Annotated in this window: 15 protein-coding genes; 14 read left to right on the forward strand and 1 reads right to left on the reverse strand. The window is 45.8% G+C overall.

The genetic code is table 11. The features are described from left to right. The first annotated feature begins 266 nt into the window (after positions 1-266). From DESPODRAFT_RS17385 to DESPODRAFT_RS20180, 4 genes are all read left to right on the forward strand, one after another. Entirely contained in the window at positions 267-983 is a 717-nt protein-coding gene (locus DESPODRAFT_RS17385; RefSeq protein ID WP_004075389.1) for a hypothetical protein, read from the forward strand. Next, complete coding sequence (locus DESPODRAFT_RS17390) at positions 984-1,490, forward strand: hypothetical protein (RefSeq protein ID WP_004075391.1); 507 nt, start codon at positions 984-986, stop codon at positions 1,488-1,490. It abuts the gene before it with no gap. 449 nt (positions 1,491-1,939) lie between these two features. Beyond that, on the forward strand, positions 1,940-3,634 hold the full coding sequence (locus DESPODRAFT_RS17395) for an AIPR family protein (RefSeq protein ID WP_004075394.1): 1,695 nt from the start codon (positions 1,940-1,942) through the stop codon (positions 3,632-3,634). 6 nt (positions 3,635-3,640) lie between these two features. After that, positions 3,641-3,808, forward strand: a complete 168-nt coding sequence (locus tag DESPODRAFT_RS20180) for a hypothetical protein (protein WP_157488528.1) — start codon at positions 3,641-3,643, stop codon at positions 3,806-3,808. Between the two features lie 353 nt (positions 3,809-4,161). Here DESPODRAFT_RS20180 and DESPODRAFT_RS17400 read toward each other — a convergent pair whose 3' ends face one another. Beyond that, on the reverse strand, positions 4,162-5,742 hold the full coding sequence (locus DESPODRAFT_RS17400; protein ID WP_004075397.1) for an IS66 family transposase: 1,581 nt from the start codon (positions 5,740-5,742) through the stop codon (positions 4,162-4,164). 193 nt (positions 5,743-5,935) lie between these two features. Here DESPODRAFT_RS17400 and DESPODRAFT_RS17405 point away from each other — a divergent pair, with 193 nt between their 5' ends. The 10 genes from DESPODRAFT_RS17405 to iorA all read left to right on the forward strand — a co-directional run bounded on the left by DESPODRAFT_RS17405 (position 5,936) and on the right by iorA (position 16,853). Continuing rightward, positions 5,936-6,844, forward strand: a complete 909-nt coding sequence (locus DESPODRAFT_RS17405; protein ID WP_172635741.1) for a DUF3089 domain-containing protein — start codon at positions 5,936-5,938, stop codon at positions 6,842-6,844. A gap of 300 nt (positions 6,845-7,144) precedes the next feature. Further along, entirely contained in the window at positions 7,145-7,768 is a 624-nt protein-coding gene (locus DESPODRAFT_RS17410; RefSeq protein WP_004075400.1) for a hypothetical protein, read from the forward strand. 92 nt (positions 7,769-7,860) lie between these two features. Next, the gene (locus DESPODRAFT_RS18880; protein ID WP_004075402.1) at positions 7,861-8,607 is read left to right on the forward strand and encodes a peptidoglycan-binding protein; all 747 of its coding nucleotides are present in this window, start codon (positions 7,861-7,863) and stop codon (positions 8,605-8,607) included. Between the two features lie 239 nt (positions 8,608-8,846). After that, positions 8,847-9,677, forward strand: a complete 831-nt coding sequence (locus DESPODRAFT_RS17420; protein WP_004075404.1) for a DUF8832 domain-containing protein — start codon at positions 8,847-8,849, stop codon at positions 9,675-9,677. 116 nt (positions 9,678-9,793) lie between these two features. Next, positions 9,794-11,533, forward strand: a complete 1,740-nt coding sequence (gene menD, locus DESPODRAFT_RS17425) for a 2-succinyl-5-enolpyruvyl-6-hydroxy-3-cyclohexene-1-carboxylic-acid synthase (RefSeq protein ID WP_004075406.1) — start codon at positions 9,794-9,796, stop codon at positions 11,531-11,533. Continuing rightward, the gene (gene menB, locus DESPODRAFT_RS17430; RefSeq protein WP_004075408.1) at positions 11,530-12,354 is read left to right on the forward strand and encodes a 1,4-dihydroxy-2-naphthoyl-CoA synthase; all 825 of its coding nucleotides are present in this window, start codon (positions 11,530-11,532) and stop codon (positions 12,352-12,354) included. The genes menD and menB overlap by 4 nt, the downstream gene beginning before the upstream one ends. Before the next feature lie 26 nt (positions 12,355-12,380). Continuing rightward, on the forward strand, positions 12,381-13,418 hold the full coding sequence (locus DESPODRAFT_RS17435; protein WP_004075410.1) for an o-succinylbenzoate synthase: 1,038 nt from the start codon (positions 12,381-12,383) through the stop codon (positions 13,416-13,418). A 4-nt stretch (positions 13,419-13,422) separates the two neighbouring features. Continuing rightward, complete coding sequence (locus DESPODRAFT_RS17440) at positions 13,423-14,481, forward strand: AMP-binding protein (RefSeq protein ID WP_004075411.1); 1,059 nt, start codon at positions 13,423-13,425, stop codon at positions 14,479-14,481. Positions 14,482-14,669: 188 nt separating this feature from the next. Then, positions 14,670-14,978, forward strand: a complete 309-nt coding sequence (locus tag DESPODRAFT_RS17445) for a hypothetical protein (protein ID WP_004075413.1) — start codon at positions 14,670-14,672, stop codon at positions 14,976-14,978. A gap of 27 nt (positions 14,979-15,005) precedes the next feature. Beyond that, the gene (gene iorA / locus DESPODRAFT_RS17450) at positions 15,006-16,853 is read left to right on the forward strand and encodes an indolepyruvate ferredoxin oxidoreductase subunit alpha (protein WP_004075416.1); all 1,848 of its coding nucleotides are present in this window, start codon (positions 15,006-15,008) and stop codon (positions 16,851-16,853) included. Positions 16,854-16,860 lie beyond the last annotated feature (7 nt).

The following is a 16,860-nucleotide window of genomic DNA, read 5'->3' on the forward strand; positions in this document are numbered from 1 at the left end:
CATTCAGACTGCGTCTGCCTGATCGGCGCACGGCGCCGGTCAGCACCGCGATTGGACGAAGCCCTAACGGGCGGACAGAGAGGGTTTTGATGCTTTTACCCAAGGGGCGGGACGCCGTGCAAAACTAACCCGATCGTCCAACAAATGAGTTGAAGGCGGGCATCTACCGTCGGAGGCTCTTTTTTTGGCTGTTCGGCAGCCGCTTAACTCAACGTTGGGAGTAAATAAACGCTCATTGCCACTCTTGGAAGATTATTGGAGATAACATGATAGAAAATTTAAGTGAGTATCTAATCGGAGTCGCAGCAGGGATAAGATTTAGAGCAAATTTTTCAATTGAAGATCAATTAGGAAAAATTCTTGATACTATTTTATATGCTCAGGACTCCTATTTTAATCCTAAAGTCTTCCCCAGAGTTGCTAACAATGTCGGCCAAAGAATAATGTATAATTCTGCTACCGACGATAAACTCAGTATTGATAATTCCAATTTTATTTTAGAAATTCAATTTGGTTCTAAGGATGGTTTTAACAGTTCAGAATATGATGAAATTTTAAAAAATTTCAATGACCAAATCATCCAAGGCGTTATGTCAGAATTCAAGATTCAACAAATCATTAGAATAGGTCTTGTTAATCGATATCTTTTTCCTCTTGATGATTTGGCCCAAAGCTTTGTTGATAAAACTATAGGCGAAACATTAGAAGGGGTTAATGATATAAATTTGAGTTTTTCAAAAAAAATGCCTGTTCCAGAGGCTTTTGTTAAAAGAGATGTTAATGATTACTGCAACGCCATTTTCAATATAATTAAAAAGTCTGATTTAGATGAAATCTTTATGTCTATTGACTATCAGCTTTGTTATAGCCCCCCTTTAGAAAAAGCCAGTCATATTAAATTTGCTCCTTTTATGGATTCAGCACAAAGTTTTGTTACGAATCAATATCTCCCTTGGCTTAATACAAATTATGTGGAGGTATAAATGAAGACTGGCAGAAATGTTCATGTCCCCAAAACTGATCAAATGAAAAGAAATTATAGGCGATATATTGGGGTGCAGGATTATCAGCCTACCGTGGATGAAAGTCTTGATTTTGAGGAAACAAATCAAAGTGGCGAAGATCTATCTTCAATCGATACTTTGAAAAAACGCCCGATAGATCCGGGTGAAAAAATTAGAGATCATTTTTCTAATAACTGGTTAGTATGGGTTCTATGTGCACTTTCTGCTGGAATTGTTTATTTAGTTTTCGATTCAAAAGTTGCATTTACCCGTTATGAAACGATTTTGACAACTCAAAGTGAAAAATTAACTGACATAAAAAGCACCGAAAACGATTTAGCAAAAAATGATCATTTACAAGATCTTAAAATACAAGAGAATAAGATGCTTTTGGATCATATGAAGAAGGATATTTCTGATACAAAAACAATGGTATATGAACTTTCAATCTCCCAACAAAACGCTGCAGCCGACCCGGGGGACTAGCGGCTTTTCGAAAGCCCTTGGTTTTCGGAAAAACTTGGCTTCGACAAACTGCTCTAATTCTGGGGACATCTTACATAATCCGAGTTAATTAAGTAAGATGTCCTAAGATTACGCTAAGAGGTAGCACAAAATGATTGTGAATTTCGTTCTTTATTGATACAGGATTTGTACATGTCATTTGTTGGAGTTATACAGAAAAAAACTACATAATCACTTGTTCTCGGCGGCTGCGCCGCCGAGAATCGCGGTGCTGACTGCGTCCAGCACCTTGTCCCGGCGCCTCTGGCGCCAGAACAAGGTACTGGACCGGACACCGCACACCGATCATTCAGACTGCGTCTGCCTGATCGGCGCACGGCGCCGGTCAGCACCGCGATTGGAAGTGTAACTCAAGATATGGCTCCATCTTGAAACAACAAAATTTCTTAGAATCAACAATGAGACAATATATGAATATAAATGCAAGTATTATCGATCAACAGGTAAGAGCTTTAGCCGATCGGCAGAAAACGGCAATCGAGGAAAAGGCAAAATTTAAGAACGATGATAATAAATTGCGTTCAGCTGCATTCGTTGTACTATCCGTAAAGACACTTCTGGAATTAACTGAAGAAGAGGCAATTGAATGTCTAACTGAAGGTGGAGGAGATTTCGGTGTTGATGCTATTGAAATAGGAGAAATTCAGGATAGTGAGTTCAGCGTCACTCTCTTCCAGGGGAAATATAAATCCGACCTTGAAGGCACATCAAACTTCCCGCAAACAGGAATCGAGAAATTGATTCAGGCGGTAGGAACACTGTTTGACCCTTACAAAGCCATCACAGTTAATCCAAACTTGAAGCCAAGGATAGAGGAAATTCGTTCGTTTGTTGCGGATGGATATCTTCCACAAGTTCGAGTGGTTGCCTGCAACAATGGTTTGTTTTGGAAAGCGGAGGCTCAGGAACTGATAAATCATACAGGCTTTGGGGGGCAGGTTTTATTCGAGCACATCAATCATGATGGTCTGGTGGCAATAATTCAATCGCTGAAACCTGTAAATGATACGGTTCGGCTTACAGGTAAAGCTATTGTCGAAGATTATAATTTCCGTAGGGTTTTAATCGGCAGAATTTTAGTGTCCGAGCTTGCTGCTGTCTTTGATAGGAATGGGGATAGACTTCTTGAGAGGAATATTCGACGTTATCTTGGATTGCTGGGTAACCGTATTAATGAGGGAATTGCTCAAACACTGACAATTCCTGGCGAGCAGTCGAATTTCTATTTTTACAATAATGGCATCACTTTAACCTGCAACCAGTTTCAACATAACGCTTTACAAGATGAAAATTGGTTGGTGAAACTGTCAGGAATGCAGGTTATCAACGGAGGACAAACTTGTAAAACAATTCAACGAATACTTGGTTCCGGCACTGTAACTGCTCCAAACGCATCGGTCCTTATTAGAATTTATGAGTTGCCAAAGGGCGAGGAAGACTTAGTTCGGAATATCACGTATGCGACCAATAGCCAGAATCCTGTTGATCTGCGAGATTTACGCTCAAATGACGACCGGCAGCGGAAACTTGCCATGTCGATAGAAGAGTTGGGCTACAATTACAGACGGCAGAGAAGCGAGGTGGCTACAAAAGCCACAGACATTACCAGTGGGACAGCGGCTGAAGCCGTTCTTTCTATCTGGCGTCACCGCCCGCACCAAGGAAAATTTATGACAAGTGGGCATTTCGGAAAACTTTATGATATCATTTTTACTGATGACTTGAATGGTGCTCAAGTAATAATTGCAGTTCTCTTATTTAGAATTGCTGAGAACAAACGCAAACGGCCAGCTGTTGGTGCACCCGATTTTATCAGGTACTCATCCTGTTTTGTCGCGATGCTTATGGGTGATTCATTACTTACCCAACTGGGGATCAAGTGCAACCAGCTTGACCATCGTATATTTGATGATGCGCGCAAGCTTATCGAGACAAAAGGCGATGAATACCATTCTGGCGCAATGAGTCTGATCAAGGTGGCTTTAAGCGTTTTGTATAAAGATCAGGACGTGAGTCTACAACGTTTGGCTGCCACATTCAGGCGTGGAGATCTTATTGAAATACTTCATCTCTTGCCGAATTTATTGAAGAAGCCCGCAGAATGACCTCTCATGCAGAGCGGGGCAACAAGAGTCCAAAAAGATTTTAACTACACTTCCAACAAGGCTAATCAGCCGACGCAAAAAGCGGCGCGGCTGATTAGCAACGTTCACGGCGGCTCCGCCGCCGTGAATCGCGGTGCTGACTGCATCCAGCACCGCGATTATAGCGAATTGTAAACACAACGAAAAAGCATCGGGAGTTGATATGAAAAACAATAAGTTACCCATCTTGTATTCGATGATTCTGATCTTCGTTTTTTACCTTTCACCATTTTGCTCCTGCCAGGCCCCCCTCAATGCCGTTGACTTAAGAAAATGACGCGTCATTTCAATATGTTAAGGTTCTATATCTGAGCAAGGCGTGAGGGAGGGGTGAACCTCTCGAAATTTCCATGACCTTTATATTCAGACATCTTGGTATTTTTGAAAATTACTGGATCGGTTTGAAAGGCAGTGAAACATTTAATAAAATGTGTAACTTCTCAATAAGTCCGGGTAAAAAGACAAAGGTCAGCCAAATTCAATTGCAGTTAAACAGACAAATTGAGAGCTTTGTTGATGATGAGATCACTAAGATAAGGAATTTCATTCAAGCCGGATAATCGATCTTCAAGATAATCCCAAAACGAGACATTGAGCTTGCGACATGTTTTTTTCAAACTTGTGAACGTATCCCGGCATCTTCGACCCAGGTCATTTCTAGTTGAACCGCTGACTTTTCGACGCTTGACATAATCTCGTATATCATTTTCACTGGTATTATTGTGAAGAGGGATATGCGGAAAATCCAAAACTCTGAGCAATTCAGGTTTATTTCGATAAATCCGCTTCAAAGCATTGTTCAAGGAAGCAAAACAGGTCTTTTGAGTGAAAATTTTATCGAATTGGGCCTCAATATCGGCTTTTTTCTGGTCATCCGGCTGCTCTTTGAAATTTTTGAGGGAAGCATATAAGTCCCAGATGTCGGACCTGATGGATTTTACAGCCTCTTTCTGCTTATCCGTAAGACCGATCAATTTATTGATGAGACGTTCTGCATGAATCCAGCACAGCGCGTGAATTAGAACATTGAATTGTCCGGCATCATCACTGACGATAACCATGTCTGTGTTGAAACCGTGTTCAATTAAACTTCCGACTAGCGCACCTTCAGTGATAATCTTGATATGCAGCGGCTTTTCAATGCCAAGTAATTTCACGAATTCATCCCACGCAATATCATCCTTGCATACCGTCAAAAGTTTGCTGGTGACAAGCGTGAGAGAATCTTGTGGCAATCCTTGAGAGATCATATATGATAAAGCGCTTGCATTGATGATATAATCTGTGCGGCCGGCCTGCAAAAGCTTCAGGAAATTGATTCTGCTTTTGCTGTCGGTACTATGAAAAGTGGCAAAAAATTCATTTCCGATATGGGTGCAGTAGCCGTTTTGACCTTCGTGTCGGGCAGTCGTGTCATCTACATTGATATGCGTAGAGACTGACAGGCCTATATCAAGGATGGCATCTTTCTCATCATGAAAGGCGTCATGGTTTTCAATAATAATGTTGCTGAGTTGTCCGGAGGAAATATCAAAGCCAATATCATGCAACTGTTCAAGAAGTATAGGCTGGGTAACATGGCCATGGTAATACTGGTAAAGTATAAATCTTTTCAGATAGACATCGAAATGACTTCCGTTCAACTCAGCAGAAAGTTTTCCAGTAAGGGTGCGGCCATCCGGAGTTTCCCATCTTTCCAGACGGTAGCGGATATTATGCGGTTTCATTTCAAGCCCCTGTACCACAAAGTCTTTATACCCTTTAAAAGTACTCCCCGAAGGAAGATTCTCTGGAGCTACCTTGACGATCTCATGTATTTCCAAGGATTGGGTTTTATGACGCTTGGCTGAACCAGGACGTTTCTCTGATGATTCCGGTTTTTTGTGGTTTCCTTCAAGGCTGGATGGCTTGATTTTCGGTCTGGGTTTTTCCCCTTTAAGGCGGGCAATTTCATCACGGAGGGCCTGATTTTCTTCAGCAAGTGCATTGATGCATTCCAAGAGCGTTAAAACCCAAGACGTCTGCTCTTCTACGGGAATCTGATCAATTTTTGGAATTTTAACGGTCATGTTTCGCTCCAGAACACAACATGATTAAGTCGAAATTTGTTATAGACAAAAAATAAGAAGGAAAGTACTTTTTGCAAGTATTAGCCCCTTACAAATTAATAATCACCCACACTTATTGAGAAGTTACTAAAATGTTACATAACAGCTTGATTTTATGGTTGTTTTTCTTAAGTCAACGGCATTGAGGCCCCCCTTGGATCTAAAGACTCTGCCGAAAGCTCCAGACTATACGGCACCGGACGGCTGGATAGTCAAACCTGCCGCCCCCACAACCCCGGTTGATGTTTTTTTCGTTTATCCAACGGTCCTGTTTAATGATAAGGATTGGATAATGGATACGACCAGACCGGACATGAGGGCAGCTGCCATGGAGACGATAAAGACTATGGCCTCTGTCTTTGAAGGACAGGTGAATATCTACGCCCCAATGTATCGCCAGATGAATTTGGCCGGTCTGGGATTGAGTGATTCTGACGCCGCACCATTGCAAGAGATTGTGCATAGTGATGTCTGGCGTGCGCTGTCCTATTACCTGAAATATGAAAATGACGGTCGCCCCTTTTTCTTGGCAGGCGATAGCCAGGGTTCCATGATCTTGACGGATCTTCTCATCGAGCATTGGGGTTCAACCGACGCCGAAAAGCTGCTTGTTGCGGCCTTACTTCCCGGGTGGTCCTTGACCTCGGAGGATCTTGCTATTAATCCCTCGGTACGCATGTGTGAACGTTCAGATCAAACTAACTGTGTTATCTCTTACAATACAATGGCTGCGGGACGACAATCAATTGCGCCGACTCTCAAAAAGGGCGCCCTGGCGGTCAACCCCCTATCGTGGAGCATGGACAGCGCCTTTGTCCCCGCTAAGAAGAACCTTGGTTCTGTCTTCTTTGATAGTGCTGACAAAGCCACTACCTACCCGCATTTCACTTCGGCTCAGATTGTAGATGGTGGCCTGATAGTCCAACCCGAGAATATCGCCTTGGTTACTGTCCAAGGTGGCCATTTCCCGGAAGGGGTTTACCACGCCTTTGACTATTCACTCTTTTTTGAGAATCTTAAGGTCAATATTGCCGAACGCATCGATGCCTTTACCCATAAATAAGTTTGATGATCGTGATAAATGCGTGATAAATGGGGTCAGAGTAAAATTGAATTTTTTAATTTTAACTATAATTTGAACAATTATCTTGAAAATAATTTTACTCTGACCCTAATTATTATAACACCGGCACAAAATGATTGTCAATTTCGTTTTTTATTGATACAGGATTTGTACAGGTTATTTGTTGGAGTTTTACAGAAAAAAACTACATAATCACTTGTTCACGGCGGCTCCGCCGCCGAGAATCGCGGTGCTGACTGCGTCCAGCACCGCGATTGTGCATATAAAAAAGAGAAGAACATGAGCAAGAAAAGGAAGTTGGATTTTTCCCTACTGCCTCAAATTGATGGAATGGACATTTTCATCCGTTTAGATGGTAACTTGGAAGATAAATTTAAGAATAGTTCTGTTTTCAAAGAAACATATGAGAGATCACAAGCTTCAATTATGTTTGTATGTAATGCAAACAAAGAATATGAAAACTGGCGCAATTCTGCTTATCTGCGGGCTGGGTTGAATGAGTTTTACTCAATTGAAGATGCTGCGAGGAGAGACTTCAGAAAAAGCAACATAGGCTTTAAGCCTCCAAAGATAAGTGATTCGAAGAATCCATTGGTTCATGCAATGTATATGTTAAGACATGTCAATGTTCATGCTGATATATCCAAAACAGATATTCATGATACGACAGTGGTTTCAACATTAGGTGAGCAACCCAGAAATATCGATTGGAAGTCTGTAATTCTTGCAAAACCTATTTTAAGCCAACTTAGTCTTCAAGAAGCTGCAAAGTTCTATGAAAATTCTGACTTGAAACAGATCACAGAGTGGATAGAAGAAAACCAAAATATATTCGGTATTGGAGAATTGTTTCGTAGAGGACTATCGGCGTACTGTAATGAACTTTATTTGACAACCATATAAAATTACAGCACAACCAGTCACTTCACCGGACCCGGCAAACAGCGCCGGTCCGGTGAGTTCCACGTTATGCGTAAAAAGAAACGGAGAAATCAATGGCATTAACGAAATGCAAAGAATGCGGCGAAGAAATAAGTAAGAAAGCTGAGAAATGCCCCAAATGCGGTGCGCCCGCCAAAAAGAAGACTTCTCTCTTAACATGGATAGTTACAATTTTTATTGTTCTTTGGGCTATCGGATATTTTTCTAGTCCATCAACAACATCACGTTCATCGAGTCCAAGTACTACGTCCAGCAGTTCCTCAAATTCATCAAGCTATTTGGCACCGAGAGAATATTCACCTCCGCTTGAGGTAATCTCGTGGAAATGTGACAAAGAATATAGTTATGTCTTTGTTCGAGGCGAAGTGAAAAATATTTCTAGTCAAAGCATTAAAAACGTTATGGCCGTTGGTGAGTTCCGCACAAAAGATGGAACTCTAGTCAAATCCGAAGATTCGCTAATTGATTACAATCCAATATTGCCCGGGCAAACGTCTCCCTTTAAAACAGGAGGCACTGACAATCCAGCGATTACAAACTGCAATCTTTCTTTTAAAACGTTGTTCGGTAAACAGTTGGGTTATACAACTGCAAAAGATAGAAAGGCGAAAGAAAGAGAAAAAATAAAGGAAGTTCAAACGCTATTATCTAGTCTTGGTTATCAGGTGGGTGTCGCAGATGGAATTATCGGCGCAAAAACTAAACAAGCGATAAAGGAGTTTCAATCCAAGCAGGGATTGACCGAAAACGGTGAGATTTCAAATCAACTTATTGTTGAACTACGAAGAGCCAAGAAATGACGCCATGTGCAAAATATCGCATAATCGATAAATGGGGTCAGGATAAATGGGGTCAGAGTAAAATTAAACTTCTACGCCCTGTCTTAACACAATAGTTCGGTAATTTTTGGGATTTGAAAGGTTAAATTTTTGTAACTAATTGAAATTATTGGAACTGAATTTTATTTTCTAATTTCATAACCTACTGAATTTATTGAGTCTGAAAAAAATTACCGAAGTATTCTTAACAAGGAGTATGTATGAAGAAAAATTATCTTCAAGTAATCATGGTAATATTGTTGATGATCACCGCTTCAACTGTAAACGGGCAGATTGATCATTCCAAGCATGGATCGCACTCATCAGGTAGTGCAGTGAAATCTTTTAAGGCTGAAATGTCTGTTCCGTCTGAAATCAGACAGGAGCAGATTTTTCCGATAACGATCCTTATTAAAGATGAAAAAGAGCGGAATGTTACACGGTTTGAAACATTTCAGGAAAAACTGATGCATCTGATCATTGTCAGTGATGATCTGGAATTTTTCCGTCATCTTCATCCTGATTATAAGGCAGACGGCAGTTTTCTGACAGAAACCAGTTTCCCCGATGCCGGAGAGTATACTCTTTTCAGTGATTACAAACCGGAAAATAGCGGAGAGCAGATTTCAGTGCTCAAACTCCGCATAAAAGGAACCGCAAGACCGCTGACCGTTCCGGATACAAAAAAAACCGAAATAATTGTCGGAGATGTCAAGGTCAGTATGGATGTCTCGCCGAAAACAGTGAAAACGAATGAAGAAACAACTGTTGCCTTTGATTTGAAAATGGTATCGGATGACAGCCCTGTCAAAGGTTTGCATCCGTTTCTCGGTGAGAAAGCTCATCTTGTCGTAATCAGAAAATCAGAGATATTGAACGTCAATGACTATATCCATGCTCATGCGATGAAAGAGGGGGAACCATCTTTGATAAAATTTAAAACCCAATTCCCTTCTGCGGGCATTTACAAACTTTGGTGTCAGTTTAACTATAAAAACGAAGTGGTGACTGCTGATTTCGTCCAGCACCGCGATTATAGTCCTGGCCTTTAGGCCGTAAAACCCACTCCTTTAGGTGTGGGATATAAGTTTTTGCTTTAGCATTTTCCCTAGACAAAACGGGTAAAATGTACTAAGAAATTTAAGTTGATGATAGTTGGGGAGCAGACATGATGATTTCAACAAAGCGCCATGTGCAGCAGCTTGCATCGTTATTCCTAAGTAAAAAGATTTTTGATATTGTCCTGTGCCCCGGGTCCAGGAACGGTCCCTTGATTCATACCCTGGCAGGCTGCGGACAATTTGACTGCAGGGTGATTGTGGATGAGCGCAGTGCCGGTTATTTTGCCTTAGGGTTAGCCCAGGCAAAGGAAAACCCGGTTGTTATTGTGTGCAGCTCCGGTACGGCTACAATTAATTTTGCCCCGGCTGTGGCTGAGGCCTTTTACCAGAATATCCCTTTGATCGTGGTGACTGCGGACCGGCCCGCCTACTGGATAGATCAGCTGGAAAACCAGTGCATCCAGCAAACGGCGCTGTACCGAAATTTTATCAAGCAATCGTGTTCGCTGCCCCTGGAGGAGTCGGACTGCCGGCTTTGGTCCGGTGCGCGGTTAATCAACGAAATACTTAATACGGCCGTGTCTGATGCGCCCGGACCTGTGCATATCAACATTCCCCTTGAAGAGCCTTTGCACCGGACCATGGATGCGCAACTGCCTGATGTTAAAGTGATCGGGAATGCACAGACACGGATCAATCTTGACGAAAAGGCGTTGGCCGCAGCAGCCGAAGAGATCGGCCGGGCAGATAAAATACTTGTACTGGCAGGCCAGTCCCAGGGCAATGGAGAACTTGACAGTTCCCTGGCGCTGTTTGCGGAAAAAACCGGTGCCGTGGTTGCCGCCGAGCACCTGGCCAATCTGCAGATACCTTCCGGTTGCTGCTGTGCCGTTCCGGAACTTGTGCTTGGGTCCATATCCTCGGGCGATGCAGCCGTGTTTCAGCCTGATCTGCTCATTACCTTTGGCAGGCATTTTGTATCCAAGCGTATACGGCAATTTTTAAGAGCCAATAAACCACACGAGCATATTCATGTGGATGCCGGTGGTGGGCATATGGACACCTACCAGGCATTGACCAGGGTTTGTGCCATGTCCCCGGAACTGTTTTTTGGACAATTGGCTGATATGCAGATCCAAAAGGCATCCGGCGGTTATGCCGGGGCCTGGAAAGACCGCGAGCAAGAGACCCTCCAAATTTATAAACATTATCTGGACCGGGCCCCTTTTAGTGATTTTACGGCATGTGCCGGCGCATTAAAGGCAGTGCCGGAAGATTCAGTCCTGCATCTTGGCAACAGCTCCACCGTGAGATATGCCGTGTTAACCCCCGGCATCAAAGAGGTTACCTGGCTTGGCAACCGGGGAACCAGCGGTATTGACGGTTCTGTCTCAACGGCGGTGGGGTATGCCTCATGCAGCTCTAAGATCAATACGCTTATTTTGGGAGATCTCTCTTTTTTCTACGATTCCAACGGATTGTGGAATAAATACCTGGGGAAAAATTTAAGGATTATTCTGCTCAACAACGGCGGCGGCAATATTTTCAGTTTCGTGGAAGACCTTGCCGGCTGCACCGGAGAGGATAATCAGGGGGTGTTTCAAAACTATTTTTTTGCGGGCCACAGTGCAAAGGCCCAGGGCTTTGCATCGACATTCGGCCTTGACTACCTGCAGGCCGGCTCAGCTTCCCAGTTGGACATGGCCCTTGAAAAATTATATAATCCCGGCCGGATTGTCCCCACCCTGCTAGAGGTGTTTACGGATGCCCGGACCAACACAAAGGTATTTAAGGGACTGTTTTCGGAAATTAAAAAGAGAATAACTAATACGGAGACGAATAAATGACAGAAAAACGCCACTGGGAAAGCATCAAAGAGTTCGAAGATATCTTTTTTGAGTATTATGAGGGCATCGGCAAGATCACCATCAACCGTGAACGCTACCGCAACGCCTTCCGTCCCACCACCGTCCATGAGATCAGCGAATCTTTGCGCATTTGCCGGGAGGATCAGCGTATCAATGTAATTGTTTTGACCGGGGCAGGGGATACGGCCTTTTGCGCCGGCGGCGACCAGAATGTGAAAGGGGTGGGTGGTTATATTGACAAGGACGGCACCCCAAGGCTGAATATCCTTGAAGTCCAGAAGCAAATCCGTTCCATGCCCAAGCCCGTGATCGCCATGGTCAACGGGTTTGCCATCGGCGGCGGCCATGTGCTCCATGTGGTGTGCGACATCACCATAGCCAGCGAAAACGCCATATTTGGCCAGACCGGCCCCAAGGTGGGCAGTTTTGATGCAGGATTAGGCTCCTCCTATCTGGCCAGCACGATCGGGCAGAAAAAAGCCCGGGAGATCTGGTTCATGTGTCGTCAGTATACGGCTGCCGAGGCTCTGGAAATGGGGCTTGTTAATAAGGTGGTGCCCCTGGCGCAGCTCGAAGATGAGACTGTGGCCTGGGCCATGAAAATGCAGGAACACAGCCCCTTGGCCCTTCGCATGATCAAACTGGGGCTCAATGCCGAACTCGACGGTCAGGTGGGGCTCCAGGAGTTTGCCGGTAACGCCACGCTCTTGTATTACCTGACCCAGGAGGCCCAGGAAGGCAAAAACGCGTTTCTTGAAAAGAGAAAGCCGGATTTCAATAAATTTCCGAAGTTCCCTTAACCTGTTCTGAATGGGTTCAATAAATAATGAAAGCTCGTGTCATTGAACATAAATTACAGTTTAAACGGCCGGCCGGGACATCCCGGGGGGTGCTGAACCATCGCCGGGTGTGGTATCTTGTTCTGGAAAAAGAGGGCCGGATCGGGGTGGGGGAGTGCGCGCCTTTACCGGGGTTGAGCGCTGAGACCATTCCGGAGGTGGAACAGGTCCTTGCGGCGCTTGCCGCAGACCCGGATGGGTTTTGTGCCCAGGCCGATCAAGAGCGTATGCCCTCTTCGGTGCGGTTTGCGCTGGAAACCGCCCTGGGGGATCTGGAACAAGCCGGTACGCAGATTCTTTTTCCTTCCGGCTTCACCCGGGGTGAGAAAGGTATCCCCATCAACGGCTTGATCTGGATGGGGGACCTGTCGTTCATGAAAGAGCAGGTCCGGCAGAAACTGGATTCGGGGTGGCGCTGCATTAAGCTTAAAATCGGGGCGCTCCAGTTTGAGGAAGAGCTTGCCATCCTTAAAGATATCCGGTCTGAATACAGTGCCGACGACGTCATTTTGCGGGTGGATGCCAATGGCGGCTTTTCCCCGGACCAGGTTCTGGACCGGCTTGGGCAGCTGGCCGAATTGGGTATTCATTCCATTGAACAGCCCATTGCCAAAGGACAGTGGCAGCACATGGCCGGGTTGTGCAGAAAGTCCCCCCTGGACATTGCCTTTGATGAGGAACTGATCGGGATTACGAAGCGTGAAGAAAAAATTCGTCTTCTGGATACCCTTTCCCCCCATTACCTGGTGCTGAAACCCAGCCTGCACGGGGGGATGAAAGGGTGTGACGAATGGGTTGAACTGGCCGATGCCCGAGGCATGGGCTGGTGGGTCACCTCTTACCTTGAATCTGATCTGGGGTTAAACGCCATTGCCCAGTGGACTTTTTTAAAGCAGCCCCATTTGCACCAGGGCCTTGGTACGGGGAAGTTATTTACCAATAATCTGGACTCTCCCCTGGAAATCCGGGGGGAACAACTCTTTTTTGATCCGGGCAAACGGTTTGTTTTTCCGGGGATTTTTTAAGTCTGTGACTATTTTTCCTGATACCCTATGCGTCAACGGTACCGTACACCGGATAAAAAGGCTTGTGCAGGAGGGCGCTCAGGTCTGCCCCCCGGGCATCGAATCCGATCTCATTGATTTTTTAACCCAGTGGTATGGGCCGGAAAACACCATCACCGTACATACCTCGGGCAGCACAGGTCCGCCCAAGGCCATTTTTTTGAAGAAAACCTTTGTGGCCCAAAGCGCCATGCGCACTCTTGAATTTTTTGAACTCAAACCCGGCCAGCGCCTTCTGCTGTGTCTGCCCCTAAGGTACATCGCGGGGAAACTTATGGTGGTCAGGGCACTTTTGGGCAGGCTTGATCTATGCACCGCAGAACCAACCGATGGTTTTGCCTTCCTGTCCCAGTGCCGGGATACCCCCTTTCGGTTCGCCGCCATGGTGCCCAACCAGGTCACAAAGCTTTTGGCATATCCGGAACGGTTTGAGGGCCTTGGGGCCTTGCTCATCGGCGGCTCCGCGCTTCCGGCAACCCTTGAAACCGCACTTCAAACCGTGCCCACGGCCTGTTTTGCAAGCTATGGCATGACCGAAACCGCCACCCACATCGCCCTTCGCCGGATCAATGGGCCGGATGCATCTGATCTTTTCCACTGTCTGCGGGATATTTGCGTGGGGCTCTCCCCAAAAGGGTCTCTTACCATTGAAATGCCGGGCCTGGACCAATCCGCCCCTATTGTTACCAACGACCTGGCAGAACTTATTGACAGTGCCACCTTTCGTATTTTAGGCCGGGCGGATAATGTGATCATTTCAGGCGGCATTAAGTATTTTCCTGAAATCATCGAAAAAAAGCTGGAAAAAGCCATTGAACACCCTTTTTTCATCGGCTCCCTGCCCGATGAAACCCTTGGTCACTGCATGGTGCTGGTTATTGAAACAATGCTTGACAAGCTTTTTGAAAAAAAAGTGGCACAACTGTTCGAGCAATACCTGGACCGCTACGAACGCCCGAAAAAAATTGTGTTTAAAAAGCCATTCAAGCGTACTGAAACAGGAAAAATTATAAGACAATTGTAACAGAAAGCTGAAACACGACATGAATCTAAAAAATTTTTGCAAAAACCTTTAATTCTATAATAAATTTCGATATTATTGAGGGCTTAAGCTGTTTTTAGGGTACAAGGTCTGTGTTATTTGCCGGCAAAGACCTGATGGTTTAAGCGTTAGGTGCCCTCAACCTGGAATAATGAAAGGCTTTAAAGATCATGTGTAACCATTGTAGTGATCACGATCACCACCATCACCATGAACACCCGGAAATTGTTCAGCTGATGCCTGTCCAAAACAGTCTGTTTGCCGTGTACCAGACTGAAGAGCCCCTGGATTTCAGTGTTGAGACCGGTAAAAATGGGCTCAGCCTTGTCCCGGTGCTGTTCATGGGGTTGATCCGTCATGGGGAAAAGACCATGGTGGAAGGGTTTTTTGCCTCCAGTGCCATTAACTCCTGTGAGGATACCCAAGGGTTCAAAGGGTATGCCTCTTCCCTGGCTCATGCTGAAAAACTTTATGCCTGAAACTAAAATATAGAAGGAGCTGTGCGCATGCATAAACTGTTAAAGGACAGCCCCGGAGAGAAAATCATGCTCCTGGGCAACGAAGCCATTGCAAGGGGCGCTGTTGAAGCCGGTGTCGCCTTTGCCACCACATATCCGGGGACCCCGTCCTCGGAAGTCTCTTTGAATTTGTTCCAGATGTCCAGGGAATCGGATCTCTATTTTGAATATTCCACCAATGAAAAGGTCTCCCTGGAAGTCGCCGCCGCTGCTGCCAACTCAGGGCTTCGCACCTTTTGCATGATGAAGCATGTGGGGCTCAACGTGGCTGCCGATCCTTTGATGACCCTTGCCTATATCGGCGTAACCGCCGGCATGGTGATTTTAACGGCCGACGATCCGGCCATGTTCTCCAGCCAGAACGAGCAGGACAACCGCTACTATGCCAAGTTCGGCCATCTGCCCATGCTCGAACCCTCTTGCGTGGCCGAGGCCAAGGATATGATCAAAGAGGCTTTTGAGCTCTCCGAAACCCTTAAACAGCCGGTCATCCTGCGTACCACCACCCGGATCAACCACTCCAACGCCTTTGTGACCTTTGGCCAGATCAAGGAAAGAAAGACAAAAGGCCGGTTTGAAAGAGATCCTATGCGCTGCGTTACCGTACCCGCCGTAGCCCGGGGACTGCATGTCAAGCTTCTGGAGCGTATGGACAAGGCCGCCGGCATGTCTGAAGCCTCGAAGTTCAATTTTGTTACGGGGCAGGGTGTCCAGGGCGTTGTGGCCAACGGGGTGAGCTACCATTATGCCCTGGATGCTGTAAAAGACCTTGGTATCGAATCACAGGTCAAGATTCTTCGCCCCGGGTTTTCCAATCCCTTGCCCAAGGATAAGATTAAAGATTTTCTGGCCGGCTGTGAAAAGGTGCTTGTCATTGAAGAGGGTGAACCCTTCATGGAAGAGGCCGTCAAGGCCTTTGCCCAGGAAGCGGGTCTTGTCATACCCATCCAGGGCAAGACAGATGGGCTGTTTACACCCTTGGGGGAATTTCATCCCGCCATGGTCCGGGAGAAGATCGCGGCCTTTTTCGGCATAGACTATACCCCGGCCCCGAAGATTGATACCTCCGATGTGCCGGAAATTGCCAACCGTCCCCCCAATCTGTGCTCCGGATGCTCCCACAGGGCCACCTTCTACGCCATTAAAAAGGCGGCTGAAGGAATGGATGTTATCCACCCCAGTGATATCGGCTGCTACACGTTGGGTTTTATGCCGCCGTTGTCCGTTGGGGATTTTGTGATCTGCATGGGCGGCTCGGTGAGTACCTCATGCGGTTTCAGCAAGGCCACGGACCAGAAGGTGGTCAGCGTGATCGGCGACTCCACCTTTTTCCATTCAGGGATTACAGGCCTTGTCAATGCCGTGTTCAACCGCCACAATTTCACTTTGGTGATCCTTGAAAACGGTATTACCGCCATGACCGGTCATCAGCCCCACCCGGGTGTGGATATGGAACTGATGGGCATGTCCGGGTACGGCCGGGTGGATATTGAAACCCTGGTCAAAGCCCTGGGTGTGGAACATGTTTCCGTAATCAAGCCATTTAAAGTGAAAAAGAGCATTGAAACCCTTAAAGAGGCCATGGCCTTTGAGGGTGTCTCCGTTGTCATCTCCAAAGAGCCCTGTATCCTCTGGGCAAAGAGCATTAAACTGAAAAAGCCCAGGCCCTTCGAGGTAACTGATAAATGTACGGATCACAAGGCGTGCATCAATGGGATCGCCTGTCCCTCCTTTTACATTGAAGCGGGCCGGGTGAAAATTGATGCCGATACCTGTGTGGGCTGTGCTCTGTGCGCCCAGATCTGTCCTGAAAACGCCATCCGCCCATTGAAATAGACAAGGA

The organism is Desulfobacter postgatei 2ac9, assembly GCF_000233695.2.
GTDB lineage: Bacteria > Desulfobacterota > Desulfobacteria > Desulfobacterales > Desulfobacteraceae > Desulfobacter > Desulfobacter postgatei.